Genomic DNA, 20,019 nt, shown 5'->3' on the forward strand with positions numbered 1-20,019 from the left:
TGATTGGCCGCACGCAGCCCGAAGCGGACCTTCGCAACCAAGCTTTGCTAACTCCGAAATACACAACGAAACGGCCAGTTGCAGAGGTTGTATCGGCGGTGGCAACCAACCATTCATGTCGTCGACTAACCTGTTCAACGTCGCACTACAACTTCTCCGAACTGATCCCACGAGGACCTAATCTTCGAAGCGTTCATTTGGCTCGACCACATTTACTTGCTTCGGAACTTGGTCGGTGTCATTCCGGTCTGACCTCGGAAAAAGCGAGTGAAATGGGACTTGTCAGAATAGCCGAGCATCAGTCCGATCTCTGCAATTGTCATCTGGTTTTGTTTGAGGTGCTCCTTGGCGACATCGATACGCAGCCGTTTGATTTCGCGCGGTAGCGTTGTGCCTTGTTTTTGAAGCGCTTTCAGAAACCGTTCCGGTTGTATTCCCAGCATTCCAGCCACCATCTCTGGTCCCAAATCGGTTTCATCCAGTTTGTCGCGTAAGACAGATCGCAAAGCTGCCACCACGGTTACTTCTTCATCTTGTCGAAGTGATGCTATGGGCTTGGCAGAACCCTCAGAGACGTGGTGCAAAAACAACCATTCCACAGGAAAACTAATTTGCATTCCGGGATCAGTCCCAAGGCCAACCTCGATCCCTTTGTAGTCGATAGGCAGCCCATTGATGTATCTGCTTTCCCATCGCACACGGGAAGAGTCCCAGGACTCTCCGACGACGGTCTGCAATAGGCGTACATAGATTGCGGCACCAAAACCGGTCACCTGAATGGGTGGGACGGTTGGTTCCTGTTGCCTCTCGATACGATAAGTCGCTTTGTCTGCTTCAATGACAAGGCTGTGCCGCACAGAATTGGACTCCTGCGGCACGAGCTCAACAAAGCGGGTAAAAAACTCGAACAGCGTTTTTGTAGATTGCAAGGCTTGAGCGAAGGGCGGCCATCCTTGTAGGTCAAACGCTTCCCCTACATTCAGTCCTAGGTATCGATCCCCTGATACTTCTGAGAAAGCATTTACCAAGCCGTAAACCAACTCGGAGTGAACGAACACGGATGGGTTAGTCATCAGTTCAGCTTTCAAGCCGACCTGATCCAATGCTGGTTGCGGATTGATCTTACGTTCGGTGAGATATTGCAGAAAGGGAGCGGCTAAAGAGAGGCGAACAAAGCCCTCGCTATGCTCTCGGGAGGTGGAGTTGAAAGGCAAGCTCATAACCCTTGTTGGATTAGCTTTAAGAAGTGGCCATTTTTGCAGTCACATTCGTACATCCTAATTCAAAAGGGGCAACCGAGCCAATGAATTCCAGACTATAGTTGGCAAAACATGAATATGAAGGGAGTACTTATGTCCGGCTTACGAATGTCTCTTTGCTCGACGGCAATTGTCGCGGCAGTTCTTTCTTTTTCGGCGACCGCGCAGGCTCAGGATCAAGAAGAACCCCAAACGCTGTTTACCAACGTGCATGTCTTCGACGGTGTGAATGAGCAACGCATTGAAAATGCCAGTGTTCTGGTCGAGGGCAATCTGATCAAGTCCGTCTCAACCGATGCCATTGATGCGCCGAGCGCGACGGTTATCGACGGCGGTGGGCGCACTCTGACACCGGGCTTTATAGAGAATCACGCGCACCTGATGCTCATGGGGCCATCGATTGCCGAGATGGAAACCAACTCGACCTGGGAGGATTTCGCCATCCACGGGACCCGGATGGCCGAAATGTACCTGATGCAGGGCTTCACGACCGTTCGCGATGCCGGGGGCGCTGGCGGCGGGCTGCGGCGCGCAATTGACGCCGGCCAGATCGTCGGCCCCCGCTTTTATCCTTCCGGGGCATTTCTCGGAACACGTGGTGGTCACGCCGATTTCGCATCCTTCACATCTCCGCCGGGTGGGGTGACCAACTTTGGGACTCTGAATATGGCCCAACAGGTCAACGGTGTTGACGAAATTTACATGTATGGCCGCAACAACCTGCGCATGGGTGCCACGCAATTGAAGTTCATGCAATCAGGTGGGGTGATTTCGGCATTCGATCCATGGCAGTTGCTCGCCGGTTCGAAAGAAGAGATCGAGGCCGCTGTTCAGGTTGCCAACGAGTACGGCACCTATGTCATGGCACATTCCTACCGCAAAGAAGCGATCATCAATGCCCTGAATGCAGGGGTCAGAACCATTGAACACGGATTTCACTTTGACTGCGAGATTTCTGCTTTGATGAAAGAAAAAGGAGCGTACATCACGACGAACATCACAGCATTTGATCCAGGCCTACTTGATGTTCCTTCCGTGAAAAACAACCCCAACAGTTTGAGGAAGGCCAAATCGGCCTCGGCGACCTTCGAAGCCTACATTCCAAGTATGAAGGAATGCCCGGCGCCGCGCGGTTTCCAAACCGATTGCGTCGGCTCGGTCGAAGCGTGCAACATCCAGATCGCCTACGAGAAACATCTGAATAACCATTTCTTCGGCCCCTATGCGTCGATGGTAACCCTAACTTCGGTAGGTGGCGAGATCGCGGCACTTAGCGGTGATTTCATGAACCCCTATCCGGAAGGCAAACTGGGTGTGATCGAAGAAGGCGCCTATGCCGACATCCTGCTGATAGACGGCAACCCCCTCGAAGACTTCTCTGTCGTTGGAACAGGCGATCAGTGGTTCGGTGCGGACCCGAGGCCGGACAGCCCGGAAACAATCCGCCTGATCATGAAGGACGGTGTGATCTACAAAAACACACTGGATTGACCAGATAAAGCAGCCGGAGAGCATTCATGCGAAATTGGTTTTGCTCCGCAGTATTCGCAGGGTTGGTTTTGTGCGGTTATGATGCTGCGGCGACGCCTGGAACCGCGTTGGACTGGGCAGATCTGCCAGATCCGTCTGCGCAGGTCTTTGATGACCCCTATCGTGAACTCAGCCCCGAACAGTTCGACGATGTTCTTTTCGTTGTGCGTATACGCGGCAGGTTGCAGCAGGAGGTTGGCAGCGCCGAAGAACGGCAGAAATGGCAATTGCTTTTAGCAGAGACCGAAGACGCCTTGGTGTCAGACGGAATTGACGTCGACTGGTTACTCGATCAGCGCGAGGTTGTGACTGAACGTCGAAGAAAGGCTGGAACGAGCGGAAACCCGCAATTCGACGGCAGAACAATCACACTCGCGGGCTTTGCCATTCCTGCTCCAAGCGATCCGGACGGCCGGCCTGTGGCGTATTTGGTGCCAGAAAGAGGGATGTGCAGCCACATGCCTCCACCTCCGCCTAACCAGATGATCCGTGTGCGGTTGAACGGGGACTGGGCGCCTAGCTATTTCCACGAACCCGTTCGGCTGACAGGCACGCTGACTATCGATCCTTCCGTTCATAATATGATGGTTGTGGATGGCCTCATGCCTATGAATGCGACTTTCCAGCTAGAGGCGGAACGTGTCGAAACTCTGGAAACCGAGGCAGACAGGTTGGAATGGAAGCAGCGTGCTGCTGATCGCATCCGCGCGGCAGGAAATCGCAAGACCGGTGGGGCACAGGCGTCAAAATGATAAGACTTCTGGTTGCCGCATTGAGCATTGCATTTGCTGGCGCAGCGTCGGCTCAGGGACTATCCGGGCCATCTTCAGTCGAAGCCGATCTTGCGCCCGGAGACGGGCTCACCGATCCGCAATATCGTTCCGATTTTCCACGCAACATCGCACCGGGTTGGTTTCAGTGGAAAGACCGACTGGCTGAGGGTGGTTTTCGGTTCAACATTGACTACCTGGCATTGGGCCAAACCACGGATGCTGATCTGGGAACCGGCGAAGCAGCCAGCGGAATTGCGCGGTTCTACGGCAGTTGGCAGGCAACTGAACGGGGGGCTCTGACATTCAAGATCGAAGACAGGCACAGTTATACTGACGTTGCTCCGCAATTTCTCGGGCTGGATGGCGGAGCCCTTTCAATCACGGGAACAGCCTTCAATGACAACGGTTTGCTTCTGACCAATTTGTTCTGGACCCAAAGGGCTGAGAATGGGTCGTGGGCGCTGCAAGTCGGCCAGATTGATGTAACGGACTTTGTGGATATCTACGGGTTGGTAAGCCCCTACAGTGGTTTTCAAAACCTGTCTTTCAATACCAACCCGACAATCAACACGCCCAACCAAGGCCTTGGTATTGCCGGTGGGGTAAAGCTGAGCGAGAACCTCTACGCCGTTGCCAGCGTATCAGACGCAAACGCCGACCCGTCCGATCCAAACTTTGATGTGTTTAGCGACGGCAATCTCTTCAAGTCGCTCGAACTTGGGTACACGTCCGGCTTTGATCGCATCTACTTCGACAATATCCATCTGACCCTCTGGCATGCGGATGCGGCTGACGATGGCAGTCGAGCAGAAGATTACGGCGCAGCGTTTTCCGCCGCATGGTTTGTTGACAATAAATGGATGCCGTTCTTCCGTGCAGGGGCCTCGAAGGGAACCGCAGCGCTTTATGAACGGTCGATTTCTGCCGGTCTCGGTTACTATGGTCGCAACACCGATTTGGCCGGTCTGGGCCTAAACTGGGCCGAAGCAAGAGGCATAGATGGCGATCAGTTCACGCTTGAAGCTTTCTACCGCTTTTCAATCTCACCCGGACTGCAGATCACGCCATCGGTACAATTCATTTCCGACCCGCTTCTAAATCCCGATCAGGACCGGATTACCCTGTTCGGTCTAAGAACCCGGATCGTTTTCTAATGCGGGGTGAAGGCAGTCACTAAGGGGTGTGCCAAAGGGCAACTAAGAGAGATCAAGCGCGTGCCGGAATTTTCAACGCCGGTCGAATGAAGTTGGGAAGCAAAGGAACAATCTATGAAGATTGCATACGGAATTCTTGCAGCCTTAGCAGTTGTGTTTTTCATCCTTGGAGGCAGCGATGCCCATGCCAAAGACAACAAGGGTAAAAAGCCGAACAAGGGGGGCAAGAACGGTGATGTCAGCATTCAGATAGAAGACAAACCCGGCAAAGGCCCAAAAGCTGTACCACCTGGACAGATCAAGCGCTACACGCGCGGTGCCAAGCTCCCATCTGACCTGGAGTTCGAGGATATTGGGGACCTTTCCAAATGGAAGCTTGGGGAGCCGGGCAAAGGAAACCGCTACATTCTGGTCGATGACGAAGTCCTCGAAGTTACGAATGACCTGTCTACCGTGGTCGATGCCGTCGGCATCGTCGGTGATCTTCTAAATTAGGCGAAAGTACGATGTTTCAGGGCAAGAACTACCTCGTTTGCCCTGACGCTGGCCGGGGCGATCATTTGTGACCCCCGGCCCAAGTTCAAAACCCGGATCCGAGGCGCTACGATGATAAAGGCCCTTCTTGTTCTTTTTGCGCTTGCTACCTTTTCGTCAGCACGCGCCCTACTCGCTCAGGAAAACGGTGCAACTGAAGTCCCGCAAACAATACGCTTTGAGGGCTATGTATAGCCCAGTCGCGAAGCAGAACTGTCGCCTTTGGTGGACAATGTGGTCAACCGGACTTTGCAAAGTCTGCTTTCTGCGCATCGCTGACCTTAAAGCGCGTTGAAGCATTTTGTATTTTGGGCTCGTAGCGGTCATTTGTTGCATTCGCCATGAGCAACCGCTGTGCGGACTCTTCGATCATTCGCATGCAACACCAGTGTCTATCTTGACCCTTGGCAAATGGCTCAGGCCAGATTGTTCTTGTGCGCTTTGCCGTTCTTCATAATCACATCGAAATTGTCCGCAGAGCCCATGATCGTAAGGTCGGCAATCGGGTCTCCGTCCACGAGCAGAGTATCGGCGTAGGCCCCGGGTTGGATGACACCGACTGGACCAGCCTGGTAGGGATTACGCGGGCCGGTCAAGTCCCAAAGCTGACCATTTAGACCAGTTGCCTGCCGCAAAATCTCGGCGTTGCTGAACCATGGCGTCCTGAGCTGCAATTCCTCCAACTGCGTTGCTTTCGTTTGCCTCGATCCGACGAAGTCTGTTCCGAGTGCAATCTTAGTGCCGGACTCTCGCGCTAATCGAAGCATGGCGTCGAGACCATCAAACGCCATCTTTTGGCGCTCTGCCTGGGCGGGTGTGAACCCTGCCGGAATTTCTGCTGCAAAAAAGCCAACCTGGGTTGAAAGCCAGACCCCTTTTTCCACGACCAACTCCATCGACTCAGGCGTCATGAGGTTGCAATGTTCAATACATTGGTAACCCGCCTCAATGGCGGCCCGAACCGATGTGTCCATGTATGCGTGCGAGGTCGCCTAAGTGTTCCAACGTTTGGCCTCCTCTACTGCCGCTTCGAGTTCTGCCGGCGAATACTCGTTGATATCCAATGGGTCGTAGAGGCCAGTCACGGCGCCGCCTGAAAAGACCTTGATGAAGTGCGCACCCTGCCGGAACTGCTCGCGTGCAGCCGCCAGAACTTCAGGAACTCCGTCTGCGAAAAGTGTGATCCCAAGTCGCTCCGCTTCTGTGAACGGCGGCCCGCCGAAGGCTCTCGGACGCACGGATCGCGGCCGAAGGTCGCCATGACCGGCGGTCATTGAAATCGCAGCGTTTGACGCCTGAATGCGCGGACCGGGGTGAAGGCCCTCGTCTATGGCGCGCGCCAAACCGAGAATGCCGCCACCAGTATCACGGACACTGGTAAAGCCACGCATCAGGGTGGCTTCACTTTCGCTCAATGCCAATGCAGCAATGTAATCTGGACGTGCTGTCAGGAAGCCAGCAGGGTCCTGGTTTCACTGCAGGTGCACATGCATGTCGAGGAGCCCCGGCATCAAGGTCCGTCCATCTCCATCGACGCGCGGCACTTCTGGCGCGGCATCAACAGCGGGCGAGACATCCTTGATCATCTCCCCTTCGACAAGAACGTTCGTGAGTTCGGTCAACTCATCGGACATCCCGTCATAAACACGCACGTTCGTGAAGAGCGTTGCATCTGGAGCTTGAGCTCGGGCTCGCGCCGGCACCAGCGCCAGCGCAGCGGTCGATGCAAGGCTGGACAAAAAATACGCGTTTGGAGATCATAACTGAACCCTCAAGATGGCGAAGAAGTTATTGAAGGCTACCTCAGGCTCGCCTGTAAAACCATCTGGTAAACCTGATGAAGAGGGTGACGTAAGGTATCGAGCTATTAGGGCGTTAAACTGAAGGTAATCCTACGTAGCAAGAACGCCCGCTTTGGGCTCGAAGCCGACCTGTGGCGGCGCGGCATGCATCGCGAGCGCCCACCCCTCAGATCGACATCAACGGCCCATTGCTGCCGTTCACCACCACATCTCGCTGCTGCGGTCGCAGCCCGCTTTGCGGTCATTCGCTGCAGGCGCAAACTCCGGGCTTCGTCGAACTCACACATCGCGGACAAAGGGTGAATCCGCTGCGTTTGCACCAAGGTCTGCAATCTCGAGTAACCGGCCGCACGTGTGCGGCTGGACTTTCGACTTTACCGATTTCTGAGGAGATTTTCAGGTCGGCTCCGCTTCTCCGGGAGCTGGGATGTTCAGCCGGTTTCACCGAATCCTTTCGGTACTGGTAGATCAGGCAAGGTCACCGCACGTTTTTGCAGGGCCCGCCCGATGACCACGCGGCTGATTTCCGTCGTCCCGTCCACGATCCGCAGCATTTGTGCAAGACGGGACAAACGATCCAGACCATAAGGCTGCAGCAGACCCATGCCGCCCAACACTTGCGTACAGGTGTTCGCAGCCTTCACTGCGGCATCTGGCACAAACCGTTTGGCATGAGCGGCCATCAGAGGGCCTTCGGGTGTGCCAAGGGATTCTGCCGCCTTTCGGTAAAGCAGCTTGGAGGCTTCAAGATCGGTTGCAACCTCGCCCAGCATCCACTGGATTCCGTCCAGATCGAGGTTCTTGCCGCCAAACATCTTGCGGTTCTTGGAATAGGACAGAGCCGTATCCAAGGCAGCTTGCATCAATCCACAGCATCCTGACGCAATCGACACACGGGCGATATCGATCGCCATGAGCGAGCCTTGCAAGCCCTGACCGATCGGCAGGATGATGTTGTCTTCGCTCACCACCACCTTGTCCATGTACATCTCGGCCAGCGGCAGGAAGTTGTAGGACGGGGTGTCGTAGAGCGGACCAAAGCTGAGGCCCGGCGCGTCGGCGGGAATGGCGATCATCGCCATATCCTTGTGGCCGGGTGCGTCACTGGTCTTGACCACGGTGAAATAGATATCAGCCTCGGTCGCCAGGCTGACCCATGCTTTGGCTCCGCTGATCGTCCAAGTGCCGTCATCATTGATCACGGCCCGCGAATACATGTTTGTGGCATCCGATCCCGATTGCGGTTCGGTCAGTGCAAAGTTCGCCAGTTTGCGGCCCGAGGTCAGATCCCGTGCCCATTTTTCCTTGAAGGTATCTGTGCCATAGCCGCAGCCCGCGAAGGTACAGATGTTATGCATCGACAGGGCAAAGGCATAAGCGCCGTCCCCCAGCCCCAGTTGTTCATAGACCTGAATGCCCTCTGCCAGCGGCAAGCCCTGACCACCAAACTCCTCGGGGGCGTAGAGCCCCGTCAGGCCAGCGGCCCCGGCCTTGTCAGACGCATCACGGGGCCATGTCTTTGCGGCGTTCCATGCGTCCACATTGGGCAGGATGACCTGCTCGGTGTGGTCGCGTGCGGCCTGGAGTATGGTGGCGAGATTGTCTGACATTGGCGGATCCTTTCAAGGGCGGCCGTTCTCATATGACGCCACATCCCAGCACCTGCTGAGGGGCCGCCGATCAAGCTTCTTGAGTAGAATCAGATGAGAATGCTTTGCATTGCGCAAGGTTTAGCAAGGGAAACTTCTTCGCTCTATCTCGTGCAGTGACAGGTTATTGTCCAAAAGTGACAAAAAGCACGTCTCAAATGCTCGCCTTTCGGTACGAGCTGGGGGTGCTGCCGGTCCAGCGTTGAAAGGCCCGGTGAAAATTGGCAGCCGAGGAGAATCCGACATCATGTGCGATGGCCTCGACGCTTTTGCGTCCCGCCTGCAGGTCGCGGATCGCGATGTCGCGGCGCAGGGCATCCTTGATCGCCTGAAACGATGTGCCATCCGCCTGCAACCTGCGGATCAGGGTGCGCGGGGTCATGTGCATTGCGGATGCTGTCTGGGTCAGGGTCGCCGCGTCCCATCCCGTTTGACCCAGATAGGTGCGCACCCGCAGCGATTGGGTGTGCTCGCGCGAAGAGGTGAAGATCCAGTCCCGGGGCGCGTTTTGCAAAAACCGGTCAAGGTCAGCGGTGCTGCGCGTCTGCACGGGACCCAGTGTATTCGGATCGAACGACATTGCGGTGGCGGGCTGGCCAAACCGCAGCGGTGCAGGAAAGATGATCGCGTAATCCTGATCAAAGTCCGGGCGGTCAAACGCGAAATCGACAGCCTTAACCGGAACCTCATGCCCTGCCAGCCAAGACATGAGCCCGTGGGCAAGTTTGAGGATCAGCATATGCCCAAACCGCTGAATCGGAGCGTCGCCTTGTGGTTTCAGGGTAAGCACCAATGCGCCTTCGGATTCATCCAGATCAAACTGATAGTCATCCAGCAGCAAATTCCAGAAGGTCGAAAACCGGTAAAGAGCCGATGACAGAGACGTGGCCTCTCTGACAGTCGTCAAAAGGTGTTGTAGGGCCCTTGGCCGGACGGGTCTGCTCCAAAGCCCCATCATCTCATCACCGGTCTCAACTGCGGCGAGTTGATAGAGACATACGATCTGATCCAGCGTGACGCGACCATTCGGCGAGCGCGAGTCGGCGTTCAGACCGGACCGGCTAAGCAGCGACGCCATCTGCGCCTCTGGGCACAGGGCACGCAGCGCCGCCAGCCAGTCATCGACAAACTGGCTGGAAACCGTGGAAAGGATCGTTGGCGCGACATTGGTCATAACGCCTCAGGAGGTATCACCAATTCCGGTCGACATGAAACGCAGGCTTTCAGATGGTGGCCTTCGCAGATACCAGAATGTCAATGTCCCAAACAGATAACGCTCTGCTTGAACTCATTTCAGCAGGGTCAGGCGACTTCGAACAACGCTGCGGCCCCCATGCCTCCGCCAACACACATGGACGTAACCACGTATTTTACACCACGACGCCTCCCCTCAAGCAGAGCGTGCCCGACTTGTCTCGCGCCTGTCATACCATAGGGGTGGCCAATCGATATCGCACCGCCGTTCACGTTGTAGATTTCGGGATCGATCCCAAGATGGTCGCGGCAATAGAGAACCTGGCAGGCAAAGGCTTCGTTAAGTTCCCAAAGGCCAATGTCTTCGATGCGAAGACCTGCATTCTTCAGCAGCTTTGGAATGGCATAGATCGGGCCGACACCCATCTCTTCCGGTGCGTTTCCTGCAACTGCCATACCGCGATAAATACCTAGCGGTGTGAGGCCCCGCTGCTCAGCCATTTTGCCTTCCATGAGAACACAAGCCGAGGCCCCGTCAGAAAGCTGGCTTGCGTTTCCGGCAGTGATCACGCCGCCTTCGACAACCGGGTTCAACTGGCCAAGAGTTTCGGCCGTCGTGCCCGGCCGGTTGCCTTCGTCTTTTGACAAGGTCACCTCTTCCAGGGTTTCCTCTCCGGTTTCGCGGTTCTTGACCCGCTTAATCGCTGTGATCGGGACGATCTCGTCATCAAAGGCGCCAGCGGCCTGAGCCCGGGCGGTCCGACCTTGCGAAAGTGCGGCGTATTCATCCTGCACCTCGCGGCTGATCCCATAGGTCCGGGCCACATTTTCCGCCGTCATCAGCATCGGCATGTAGGCATGCTCGGACCTCGCGATAACGTTTGGATCTTTCTCATCGCCCGCCCATTTCAGATAGGCATTCTGAATGGCGGAAATATTTTCCTGCCCGCCTGCCACGGCGACATTCTGACCATCCACAATGACCTGCTTTGCAGCCGTCGCGATGGCCATCAACCCGGATGAACATTGCCTGTCGATCGTCTGTCCTGCCACCGTATTGGGAAGGCCCGCCGCCAGCGCCGACAAACGAGCGACATTCATGCCTGCGGTTCCCGCTGTCAAGACCGATCCAATGACGACATCTTCGATCGAACCGGGGTCCACGCCTGCACGTTCAACCGCGTGCTGAATGGCGTGCCCCATCATGGTGGGGGATTTGATGTTGTTCAGCGCACCTTTGAAGGCCACCCCAATAGGGGTTCGTGCGGTTGAGACGATAACGGCTTCTCTCATGATTTTTCCTTTTTGGCATCAAAATGTGCGGCAAGTGTCACACCCGAGGTTGCAAGTTGTTCCAGCAAAGGCGCAGGCGTGAACCACATCTCACCATAGGCGCCAAGCGATTCCCGATAGTGGTTCATGCGTTCCAGCACGTGGCTCAATCCAATCTCGTCGGCATAGTGCATCGGGCCGCCGCGCCAGTTCGGAAAGCCATAGCCGTTGGTCCAGATCAGGTCGCAATCACCCGAGCGCGTTGCAATGCCCTCTTCAAGAATCAAGAAGCCCTCGTTGATCAGGGGGAACAGACAACGCTCAAGGATTTCCTGATCGTCGATTTCCCTGCGCTTCACGCCATGCAAGTCCGCCAAATGGGCACTGATTTGAACAATCTCAGGGTCTTCGACTCGTGTCCGCCCCTCGTAGACATAGCTTCCTCGCCCGGTTTTCTGACCCAGTCGGCCCAGTTCAAACAACCTGTCCTGTACAGTCTGGTATGTCCGGTCATGTGCGATTTCACTGCGCCGTTCCTGACGCACGCGGGCGCCCACATCGACCCCGGCCAGATCCGCCATCGCGTGAATGCCCATGGCCATGCCGAAGTTCTCAAGGACGTCATCCACCTGTTTCGGCGTCGCCCCCTCAAGAAGCAGACGAGACCCTTCGCGGAAGTATGGCTCTAGCATCCGATTTCCAACAAAGCCGTAGCACACGCCAACCGTGACAGGGAGCTTTCGGATCTTCTTTGCGACCGTGATTGCCGTTGCAATGACATCGGGAGCGGTCTTGGCGCCCCGCACCACCTCTAGCAAGCGCATGACGTTCGCCGGGCTGAAGAAATGGAGACCAATCACATCCTCCGGACGGGACGTGACCGCAGCTATTTCATCAAGATCCAACGTCGATGTGTTTGAAGCCAGTATTGCGCCAGGTTTGGCGTGTCGGTCTAACGCTTCGAAAATCTGGCGTTTGACATTCATGCTTTCAAACGCCGCTTCAATAATCAGGTCAGCCTTCGCAAGGCCTGCATAGCTGAGCGTCCCGGTGGCGCTGGCGGAAATTGCCTCTGCCCGATCGGCACTGAGCCGCCCTTTTTGAGCCGCACGCTGGAAATGCTCCCGGACCTTTTCCAGCCCCTGCTCGAGCGCGCCTTGCGTAGTTTCAAGAAGCGTGACCGAATACCCCGCCTGCAGAAAGGCGATGGCAATGCCACGCCCCATTGTTCCCGCGCCGATCACGGCGACCGATGCAATGTCACGTGGTCGGTCCGCACGGGTAACTCCCGGAACCTTGGTGCATTCACGCTCTGCAAAGAACAGATGCCGCCCGGCGCGCGATTGAGGTGTGTCGAGCAGTTCAGCAAAACCTGCCTTCTCTTGTGCCAACCCCTCGGACAGCGGCAATTCGCACGCGGCCTCGATGGATACCAGGCAGCGTTCAGGGGCGACAAGGTTTTTGGACCTGTGCGCTATCTGGTCTCGGAAACCCGCGAGATAACCCTTCGGATCAGGGTGTGTGACGGTCATATCCGCGCAACTGCGTTTCGGATCGCCCTCATGGCTGACACGGGTGGCGAAACCCAAAACATGCGCGCGAAAATCCTGGTCGTTCTCAAACAGTGCATCGATTAGCCCGCAAGACAGGGCAAATTCGCCTGTCACGGGATCACCCGAAAGGATCATTTGCGTTGCCGCTTCCAGTCCGGCAATCCGTGGCAACCTTTGGGTGCCCCCGGCGCCTGGCAGCAACCCCAGCTTGATCTCTGGCAGCCCCATCACTGCATCCGGCGTTGCGACACGGTAATCACAGGCAAGCGCGATCTCAAGCGCGCCACCCATCGCGGGACCTGCTATCGCGGCGATAATGGGTTTCTTGCAGGTTTCAATCGTTACACACAGGTCTGGCAGGTCCGGCTTGTCCCAAACTGCCCCGGTGCGGAACTCAACGATATCAGCGCCGCCGCAAAAGAGCGGTAGAGCCGAACACAGAACGATGGCTTTGACCTGGTCATCAGTTTCCAGGTCGTGAATGGCCGAAGAAAGCGCCTGTCGCATCTTCAGGCCAAGGGCGTTCACCGGTGGGGCATTCAGCTCAATGAAAGCGACACTCTTGGTGTGTTTAATGGAAATCATGTTCGGAAACCTCAATTGGACTGTTTGGCAAGATCCTGTTCGACCTCTGCCCAGTCGTCGAAATGGATTACATTGCAGGGTGAATGCACGTTCTCGAGCCAGACAAAGACCGAGATGAACGGTTGATCATAGACCCGGGTGGCGTGGGGATCGCCCGCTGCGTTCCAGATAAGTGATCCAGCCGGATAATCCTGCCAATCGCGAGTGCCAAACCGCCAACCCGATTTTTCGGACAGGTTCAGATAGAGCTCTGGCGCGTCGTGGTTGTGGTCGCGATACAGCGTCCGTGGACCCAGCATGAAAATGCCAAGGTTGAAATCGGGATGGTGATGTCCACATGCGTCTGGCCCAATCAGCAGAGTATGTAGGTTACACTTTGTGTATCCCTCGCCCAATTCGGCACCAGGGGGATAGAATTGGGCGTTGTCTTCGCGCCAAATCAGATCATCCTTGGCGGCTTTCAGACAACCTGCGATGTCCTGCAATTCGGGGGCGACAACCCCGTCGATGGCGTTCTTCAGAACCTCATCATGCCGGGTTCCTTGGGAGGGTAAGTCAATGAGCCTCTCGTCAGACAGGTCCATGGTTGCCAGCTTGTCCAACGTCAGATCAACGCCGCGCGTGGCAGCTCTGTGAGCCTGCAGATAGGTGACAATGGATTGAATAAGCGCCTGAATGCGACGTTGTTTGTCTGTCATGATTTTAAGTCCGAGCGCGTCGAAATATCTTGCCGCACGAGTTTCTTATCGAGTTTGCCGACGCTGGTTTTTGGAAGGCGGTCGACAAAGATTAATTCGTCCGGAACTGCCCATTTTGATATCTCACCTGCGTCGACACGCGACTGGATTTCTTTCATAACGCTCTGGCGTACAAGATCCGGGTCGGCATCCTTTGCGACTTGAGCGACCAACACTGGCCTTTCGCCCCACTTCGCGTGTGGCAGCCCGATCGCGGCGACGTCCTCGATGCCATCACAAGACGATGCTATGTTTTCCAGTGCCAGTGAGGATATCCATTCGCCGCCGGTCTTGATCACGTCCTTGAGGCGGTCAGTAACCTGCAACGATCCATTCTCGCGGATATACCCAACATCCCCGGTATGCAGATACCCACCGTCCCAAAGCGCGTCCGAGGCTTGCGCATTGTCCAGATAGCCTTGTGTCAACCAGGGAGCCCGAGCAACAACTTCGCCGGTTGTTTCACCGTCATGCGGAACGTCCTGCATATCCGGTGTCACAACACGAAGGTCGACAAGCGGGCCGGGAAAGCCGGTTTGCGCCTGCATCTCGGGGTCATTGCTGGACAAATCGGCCACCGTCAGAAACGGACAGGTTTCGGACATACCATAGGCCGCATGCAAGGATATGCCTGCCGCAGCAGCACGGTCTTGCAGACTGCGCGGCAAAGCGGCCCCGCCAATGATCACTTTCCATCTGTGCAGGTCAATTTGTGGGCAGTCCGGATGGTCGAGCACCATTGACAGAACCGTGGGCACGCAATGGGAAAAGGTGACGCCTTCGGCTGCAATCAATCCCAAGATTGTGTCAGGGTCATATCGACCGGGATAGACCTGACGCAGCCCCAGCATCGTTGCGGCATATGGAAATCCCCAGCCGTGGACATGAAACAAGGGTGTCAGCGGCATGTAGACGTCGCCGCGATGAAATCCGGCATTCCCGGGCCATGCGCCGAAACCTGCGATCAAGCCCAATGTGTGAAGGACCAACTGCCGATGTGAATAGCTCACCCCCTTGGGATTGCCGGTGGTCCCGGTTGTGTAAAACAAGGTTGCCGTTTGGTTTTCATCGAAGTCTGGGAAGTCAAAGCTGCCTAGGGCCTTACCTATCCACTCTTCATACCCTTCACCGTCTCCAATCGGTACAACGATGATGTCCCGATCAAAGCCCGATTTGATATCATCAATGAGCGGCATGAAGTCCCGATGAACAATGATCAGGTCCGGTTTGCCGTGGTTGATCGTATAAAGTACCTGCGCAGGAGACAGCCGCACGTTGATCGTGAAAAGGGTTGCGCCCATCATCGGGACCGCAAAAAAACATTCAAGATAGCGGTGCGTATCCCAATCCATGACACCGACGCGCATGCCCTCATGTATCCCGCTGGCCTTTAGAGAATTGGCAAGTTGGCGCACGCGTTTGCCCAACTCCGCGTAGCTCAGCCGCATTTCGGTGCCGCTGACGATCTCTTGGCTGGCTGACGCAAGCTGAGATCCGGCCAGCAAGTGTTTAATCAGCAACGGATAGCCATATGCATTTGACGAAGGTGATAATGGTGGCATGAAGGTGGAATCCTTGAGCGTCTTTAGCCCTTAATCTGGCATCTCTTCCCCAGCTGAAGAACTGAAAGAAATTTCCCTTCATCAAGATTTTCTAACCGATCGCGTCGTGCCGCACATTGCGTGTCATCCTTTGAAAAGCTATGAGAAGGTGCATAACAAGTCTGCTGCTATTACGCCCGTCGTCGGTTAACTGTGCTTGAGGGTAAGCAGTTTTTGTTTCTTCAAGGAGATGCAGTAATGACCACTCACATGCCCACGCTGGTTTCACTGCGCGCTTTTGAGGCGGTGGCACGTCACAAGAGTTTCCGAAAGGCCGCTGACGAGATTTGCGTGACCCATGCGGCAGTCAGCCACCAGGTCAAAGCACTGGAAACATCAATCGGCGTTAAACTGCTGGAACGCACAAGCCGTTCGGTCGAGCTAACACCGGCTGGCGAGCAGTATTACCCACCAGTACGCGAACACATTCAGGGCATTATCAAAGCCACACGGCGCATCCAGACACCTGAGGAACCGGACGTGTTGCTTGTCCAGTCCTACGCAAGTTTCAACACAATGTGGCTCCAGCCCAGATTGGCAGACTTTCTTCAGGATAATCCGGACACACGCGTGCGCATCGTCTCTACCTTTGAAGACGGTGATTATGACATGCACCGGTTCGATGTGGGCGTGTTCAACGCGCCACCATTTGACAAACGGTTTGACTATAGCCCCTTGTTCGAAACGGATATCTACCCGGTATGTGCTCCGGAGGCCTTGAATGCGCCAAGCGGTGGAATGCCGCTGGAAGAGCTAGGAAACTACCTATTGCTGAGCGTCCCAAGCACATGGAATGAGCCGGATGACTGGGACTGCTGGTTGGATGCGGCGGGCTTAGATCGCGAAACGATGAAATTTGGCTCTGTTTTCGACAATTACCCACTAGTCCGTGAGGCTGTTCTAAATAATCACGGTATCAGCGTCGCAAGGGCACCATTTTGCGCGCGTGATCTTGAGAGGGGGCGTCTGGTCAGACCCTTTGACATTTCGGTGCCAGAGCCAGGCCGCTGGTATCTGGCGACGCAAAAAGAACGTGCACCCAACCCCAAGCTCGATACATTTATCGACTGGCTGTTCGAACAGATCGAGGCCGACCCAACCATGCGGCTATTTCGGGCCTGATCTGATGAATTCCAGCTCTGCGGTCAGCGCGCGTCAGGACTGACGCGCACCGGCCTCGGATGCGACGCGAGGGACAAGAGCGCGAACCAGTTCGGTCATATCCAGTGTGCCGACCGTCTGCTCCCCATCTTTGACGATATAAGCGTGTGACGTATCCCCGCCGGACCGCGCGATCATGCTTTCGAGCGTGTCGTTCACGTCCACTTCGCCATGGGCATCCGCAGGCACTTTGTCCCCCCCAAGTGGGGTCATAATCGAGCGCACCCGCAGAACCCGTGCGCGGTTGATGTCGCTCACGAAGTCTTCGATGTAGGGATCACCCGGGTTCAACAGGATGTGCTGCGGCTCGCCCTGTTGCACGACAAAGCCGTCCTTCAGGATCACAAGGTGATCGGCCAGCTTCAGCGCCTCATCAAGATCGTGAGTGATGAAGATGATGGTCTTGTGCAGCTCTTTTTGCAGCTCGAGCAGCAGGTCCTGCATATCGGTTCGGATCAGCGGATCAAGGGCCGAGAAAGCCTCGTCCATTAGCATGATCGGTGTGTTTGCGGTCAGCGCCCGGGCAATGCCTACCCGCTGCTGCATCCCTCCAGACAACTGCGCTGGATAATGGTTCTCGAACCCGCTCAGACCGACGCGGTCCAGCCATTTCGCGGCTTCGCGGTCACAGGTGACCTCGTCTTCGCCACGCACCGACAAGGGCATGCCTGCATTCTTCAGCACGGTCTTGTGCGGCAACAACGCGAACTTCTGGAAAACCATCGACATCTTTTCTTGACGGGCATGACGCAGCCCGTCCTCGGACAGTTGCATCACGTCTTCGCCTTGCACGATGATCTCGCCCGCTGTGGGTTCGATCAACCGGTTCAGGTGGCGGATCAGCGTGGATTTACCCGAGCCTGACAGGCCCATGACCACTGTGATTTCCCCCGCCTGCATAACGACGTTGATGTTGTTGAGGCCCAGAACGTGTTTGTGCTGCGCCAGCAACTCTTCCTTGCCCATGCCGCCCTGGACATGGTGCAACACGTCCTTGTCGCGGGCGCCAAAGATTTTATAGAGCCCGGACAGGCGGACCATTGGTTGTGTCATTGAACCGGCTCCTTAATGTTTGACTTGGGTCTTATCGACTCGTGTGAGAGCTGCCTTGGACACGCGGTCAAGGATCACGGCCAGCAGAACAATGCCGATGCCAGCGACGATGCCCACACCCAGTTCAAGGTTTCGGATACCGCGCAACACGTTCACGCCAAGGCCAGGGGCCGAAACAAGAGAGGCGATCACGACCATGGCAAGGCTCATCATGATGGTCTGGTTGATCCCGGCCATGATGTTCGGTAGCGCCAGCGGCAATTGTACCCGCACCAGTTTCTGACGGTCATTCATGCCAAAGGCGTTGGCCGCTTCGATCACATCCCTGTCGACAAGACGGATGCCCAGATCGGTCAGGCGGATCACCGGGACAATCGCGTAAAGGATGATCGCAATCCCGTACAGTTTGGATTCCGTGACCGAGAACAAGAAAATCAGAGGGATCAGGTACACGAAGGTCGGCAGGGTCTGCAGCAGGTCGAGTAACGGAACGACGCTTTTTTGCAATCGGTCGGATTTCGACATGGCAATTCCAATGGGCACACCGAACAGCACCGATATCGTCGTACATACAAAGATGATCGACAGAGTCTGCATCGCCACATCGTAGTGGTCTACGACGGCCAGCAGCATAATCGAGACGGCGACGAAGATCGTCACAGGGCGCGAACGCGACGCGTACCAGGAAATCGCCACCAGAAGCGGGACCATGATGAACCATGGCGTCGCTTCAAACAGCCAAAGTGCGCCATCCAATATCCAGCTCAATGGCTGTGTGATCGGGTCCAGAACGGTTTTCAGGACCGGTTTGGCTGCCAGAAACCCTTCTTCGATCCCGTTGGTTACATCGCGCGACTGCCATATGCGGTTGCAGCTTTCGTGCAGATTATCAAATGAGGGAATTGGAACGAACGGCCCAGAGGCCTCTTCTCCTCCTGCTTGCGCCGCAAGGTCCGCCAGCGAAAGAGGCGCTTTGTCATCTGACGTGCCACACCATTCGCTCAAACCCAATGCGCTGAATAACTTGTCATAGAAGGCCATTTATCCCACTTTCCGATCTACTTCAGTGCGTTAGGGGCATCGCTGAGGATGCCCCTGTCCATGCAGTTTACTGCAGCAATGCGGAAAGTTTGTCGCGCGCAGCATCGTTAAGCCACGCTCCCCAGACATCCTTGTAGGTCGTCAGAAAGTGCACCGCACCTTCATCGTAGGAGGCATTGTTGTCCTCGACCCATGCCAGCGTTTCGCCCATCTGTGCGTTGGTGAAGGACAGATTTGTCATCAGGTCAGACACTGCTGCGTTTTCGGCCATGAATTCTTTCGACAGAACTGTAACGACTTCACTGCGGGGGAAGGCGCTCATTTCTGGCGTCGCGCATTCCGCTGTGATGTTGCAGGCGTGCTTTTCAGGGTCATGGGGGCCCATATCGACCAGGGTCATCGGGTATTTGCCCAGTACCGATGTCGGTGCCCAATAAAAGCCGAACCACGGCTCTTTGTTTTCGTAGGCGGCAGCGATCGAAGCCGCAAGGGTTTCGCCTGATCCATGCACGAAGTTTTCAATGCCTGCATCAATCAGCCCGCCTGCCTTCATCAGGTTGGTGCTGACATTCAGACAGGTCCATCCCTCTGGGCAATTGTGAAAGCGATTTCCGACGAGTTCGGGGTTGGCTGCGATGCCTTCAATTGTTGCCAGTTCCGGATGCTCCTCCACAAGGTAGTTCGGAACAAAGAACCCTTCGACACCGCCATCTGACAGAACTTCGGTCACAGGAATGATTGCACCTGAGTCAACCAGCCCTTGGTAAGCCGGCGCGCCGTTTGTCCAGATTTCAGTCAGAATATCGGGCTCTCCTGTCTCGGAAACGGATGCCAGCGCAGGGTTGCTCGAGAGCGGAACCGTGGTCACTTCGCAACCATAGCCTTGCTCCATCAGAAACTTCGAGACCGCGGTCACAATTTGCGCTGACCCCCAATCGGCCTGCATCAGTGATACTTCACCGCATTCGTTTGCCTGGGCCGCCGAAGCGGTGATTGCCGCAGCAAATACACACCCGAGACCCGCTGATATCTTGAACATTTCTTTCCTCCTTGTCATCGGCGAAACAGGGGCAGAGAAACGATCCAAGCCAAAATTCGCCTTGTTTGTAGCGAAGAGTTGT

General features: G+C 55.7%; 18 protein-coding genes. 5 read left to right on the forward strand and 13 right to left on the reverse strand.

Features of this window, described 5'->3' with window-relative positions:
- Positions 1-212: 212 nt before the first annotated feature.
- Positions 213-1,220, reverse strand: coding sequence for a helix-turn-helix domain-containing protein (locus tag AC2FNZ_RS09745; protein WP_170357373.1), 1,008 nt, complete (start codon positions 1,218-1,220; stop codon positions 213-215).
- 132 nt (positions 1,221-1,352) lie between these two features.
- On the opposite strand from AC2FNZ_RS09745, the gene AC2FNZ_RS09750 reads away from it, so the two are divergent.
- The 4 genes from AC2FNZ_RS09750 (at position 1,353) to AC2FNZ_RS09765 (ending at position 5,211) form a co-directional block, all read left to right on the forward strand.
- On the forward strand, positions 1,353-2,750 hold the full coding sequence (locus tag AC2FNZ_RS09750) for an amidohydrolase family protein (RefSeq protein ID WP_170337131.1): 1,398 nt from the start codon (positions 1,353-1,355) through the stop codon (positions 2,748-2,750).
- Between the two features lie 26 nt (positions 2,751-2,776).
- On the forward strand, positions 2,777-3,541 hold the full coding sequence (locus AC2FNZ_RS09755; RefSeq protein WP_170337125.1) for a DUF3299 domain-containing protein: 765 nt from the start codon (positions 2,777-2,779) through the stop codon (positions 3,539-3,541).
- Positions 3,538-4,716 carry a carbohydrate porin gene (locus AC2FNZ_RS09760; protein ID WP_496840404.1) on the forward strand — a complete coding sequence of 393 codons (1,179 nt, stop codon included), beginning with the start codon at positions 3,538-3,540 and terminating at the stop codon, positions 4,714-4,716. Before AC2FNZ_RS09755 ends, AC2FNZ_RS09760 begins: the two co-directional genes overlap by 4 nt.
- 114 nt (positions 4,717-4,830) lie before the next feature.
- On the forward strand, positions 4,831-5,211 hold the full coding sequence (locus tag AC2FNZ_RS09765; protein WP_170337130.1) for a hypothetical protein: 381 nt from the start codon (positions 4,831-4,833) through the stop codon (positions 5,209-5,211).
- Between the two features lie 455 nt (positions 5,212-5,666).
- Here the strand turns inward: AC2FNZ_RS09765 and AC2FNZ_RS09770 are convergent, their stop codons facing one another.
- The 9 genes from AC2FNZ_RS09770 to AC2FNZ_RS09810 form a co-directional block, all read right to left on the reverse strand.
- Positions 5,667-6,224 carry an amidohydrolase family protein gene (locus AC2FNZ_RS09770; protein WP_496840406.1) on the reverse strand — a complete coding sequence of 186 codons (558 nt, stop codon included), beginning with the start codon at positions 6,222-6,224 and terminating at the stop codon, positions 5,667-5,669.
- Positions 6,225-6,242: 18 nt separating this feature from the next.
- Complete coding sequence (locus tag AC2FNZ_RS09775) at positions 6,243-6,701, reverse strand: amidohydrolase family protein (protein ID WP_496840745.1); 459 nt, start codon at positions 6,699-6,701, stop codon at positions 6,243-6,245.
- Positions 6,702-6,722: 21 nt separating this feature from the next.
- Complete coding sequence (locus tag AC2FNZ_RS09780; RefSeq protein ID WP_496840407.1) at positions 6,723-6,989, reverse strand: hypothetical protein; 267 nt, start codon at positions 6,987-6,989, stop codon at positions 6,723-6,725.
- A 494-nt stretch (positions 6,990-7,483) separates the two neighbouring features.
- Positions 7,484-8,662, reverse strand: a complete 1,179-nt coding sequence (locus AC2FNZ_RS09785) for an acyl-CoA dehydrogenase family protein (RefSeq protein WP_496840409.1) — start codon at positions 8,660-8,662, stop codon at positions 7,484-7,486.
- A gap of 193 nt (positions 8,663-8,855) precedes the next feature.
- The gene (locus AC2FNZ_RS09790) at positions 8,856-9,875 is read right to left on the reverse strand and encodes an AraC family transcriptional regulator (RefSeq protein WP_496840410.1); all 1,020 of its coding nucleotides are present in this window, start codon (positions 9,873-9,875) and stop codon (positions 8,856-8,858) included.
- A gap of 128 nt (positions 9,876-10,003) precedes the next feature.
- A complete protein-coding gene (locus AC2FNZ_RS09795) occupies positions 10,004-11,188 on the reverse strand; it encodes an acetyl-CoA C-acyltransferase (protein WP_496840411.1) in 1,185 nt (394 codons plus the stop codon).
- Positions 11,185-13,305, reverse strand: coding sequence for a 3-hydroxyacyl-CoA dehydrogenase NAD-binding domain-containing protein (locus AC2FNZ_RS09800; protein WP_496840412.1), 2,121 nt, complete (start codon positions 13,303-13,305; stop codon positions 11,185-11,187). The genes AC2FNZ_RS09795 and AC2FNZ_RS09800 overlap by 4 nt, the downstream gene beginning before the upstream one ends.
- Before the next feature lie 11 nt (positions 13,306-13,316).
- Positions 13,317-14,003: a dimethylsulfonioproprionate lyase family protein gene (locus AC2FNZ_RS09805; RefSeq protein ID WP_073256178.1), complete on the reverse strand. Its 687-nt coding sequence runs from the start codon at positions 14,001-14,003 to the stop codon at positions 13,317-13,319.
- Complete coding sequence (locus tag AC2FNZ_RS09810) at positions 14,000-15,604, reverse strand: fatty acid--CoA ligase (RefSeq protein ID WP_496840414.1); 1,605 nt, start codon at positions 15,602-15,604, stop codon at positions 14,000-14,002. Before AC2FNZ_RS09810 ends, AC2FNZ_RS09805 begins: the two co-directional genes overlap by 4 nt.
- 237 nt (positions 15,605-15,841) lie before the next feature.
- Between AC2FNZ_RS09810 and AC2FNZ_RS09815 the strand changes: the two genes are divergently transcribed.
- Positions 15,842-16,765, forward strand: a complete 924-nt coding sequence (locus tag AC2FNZ_RS09815) for a LysR substrate-binding domain-containing protein (protein ID WP_093975765.1) — start codon at positions 15,842-15,844, stop codon at positions 16,763-16,765.
- 33 nt (positions 16,766-16,798) lie between these two features.
- On the opposite strand, the gene AC2FNZ_RS09820 is transcribed toward AC2FNZ_RS09815, so the two are convergent.
- The 3 genes from AC2FNZ_RS09820 to AC2FNZ_RS09830 all read right to left on the reverse strand — a co-directional run bounded on the left by AC2FNZ_RS09820 (position 16,799) and on the right by AC2FNZ_RS09830 (position 19,937).
- A complete protein-coding gene (locus tag AC2FNZ_RS09820) occupies positions 16,799-17,857 on the reverse strand; it encodes a quaternary amine ABC transporter ATP-binding protein (RefSeq protein WP_299830916.1) in 1,059 nt (352 codons plus the stop codon).
- A gap of 12 nt (positions 17,858-17,869) precedes the next feature.
- A complete protein-coding gene (locus AC2FNZ_RS09825; protein ID WP_496840416.1) occupies positions 17,870-18,898 on the reverse strand; it encodes an ABC transporter permease in 1,029 nt (342 codons plus the stop codon).
- Positions 18,899-18,965: 67 nt separating this feature from the next.
- Positions 18,966-19,937 (reverse strand): ABC transporter substrate-binding protein, encoded by a 972-nt coding sequence (locus AC2FNZ_RS09830; protein ID WP_058274113.1) that lies wholly within the window; start codon positions 19,935-19,937, stop codon positions 18,966-18,968.
- Between the last annotated feature and the right edge of the window lie 82 nt (positions 19,938-20,019).

It is taken from the genome of Ruegeria sp. SAZA006, from assembly GCF_059613465.1.

Excerpts from the sequence above, each read along its gene's own strand:
- AC2FNZ_RS09745 (WP_170357373.1), bottom strand. The coding sequence starts at position 1,220 with ATGAGCTTGCCTTTCAACTCCACCTCCCGAGAGCATAGCGAGGGCTTT.
- AC2FNZ_RS09750 (WP_170337131.1), top strand. The coding sequence starts at position 1,353 with ATGTCCGGCTTACGAATGTCTCTTTGCTCGACGGCAATTGTCGCGGCA.
- AC2FNZ_RS09755 (WP_170337125.1), top strand. The coding sequence starts at position 2,777 with ATGCGAAATTGGTTTTGCTCCGCAGTATTCGCAGGGTTGGTTTTGTGC.
- AC2FNZ_RS09760 (WP_496840404.1), top strand. The coding sequence starts at position 3,538 with ATGATAAGACTTCTGGTTGCCGCATTGAGCATTGCATTTGCTGGCGCA.
- AC2FNZ_RS09765 (WP_170337130.1), top strand. The coding sequence starts at position 4,831 with ATGAAGATTGCATACGGAATTCTTGCAGCCTTAGCAGTTGTGTTTTTC.
- AC2FNZ_RS09770 (WP_496840406.1), bottom strand. The coding sequence starts at position 6,224 with ATGGACACATCGGTTCGGGCCGCCATTGAGGCGGGTTACCAATGTATT.
- AC2FNZ_RS09785 (WP_496840409.1), bottom strand. The coding sequence starts at position 8,662 with ATGTCAGACAATCTCGCCACCATACTCCAGGCCGCACGCGACCACACC.
- AC2FNZ_RS09790 (WP_496840410.1), bottom strand. The coding sequence starts at position 9,875 with ATGACCAATGTCGCGCCAACGATCCTTTCCACGGTTTCCAGCCAGTTT.
- AC2FNZ_RS09795 (WP_496840411.1), bottom strand. The coding sequence starts at position 11,188 with ATGAGAGAAGCCGTTATCGTCTCAACCGCACGAACCCCTATTGGGGTG.
- AC2FNZ_RS09800 (WP_496840412.1), bottom strand. The coding sequence starts at position 13,305 with ATGATTTCCATTAAACACACCAAGAGTGTCGCTTTCATTGAGCTGAAT.
- AC2FNZ_RS09805 (WP_073256178.1), bottom strand. The coding sequence starts at position 14,003 with ATGACAGACAAACAACGTCGCATTCAGGCGCTTATTCAATCCATTGTC.
- AC2FNZ_RS09810 (WP_496840414.1), bottom strand. The coding sequence starts at position 15,604 with ATGCCACCATTATCACCTTCGTCAAATGCATATGGCTATCCGTTGCTG.
- AC2FNZ_RS09815 (WP_093975765.1), top strand. The coding sequence starts at position 15,842 with ATGACCACTCACATGCCCACGCTGGTTTCACTGCGCGCTTTTGAGGCG.
- AC2FNZ_RS09820 (WP_299830916.1), bottom strand. The coding sequence starts at position 17,857 with ATGACACAACCAATGGTCCGCCTGTCCGGGCTCTATAAAATCTTTGGC.
- AC2FNZ_RS09825 (WP_496840416.1), bottom strand. The coding sequence starts at position 18,898 with ATGGCCTTCTATGACAAGTTATTCAGCGCATTGGGTTTGAGCGAATGG.
- AC2FNZ_RS09830 (WP_058274113.1), bottom strand. The coding sequence starts at position 19,937 with ATGTTCAAGATATCAGCGGGTCTCGGGTGTGTATTTGCTGCGGCAATC.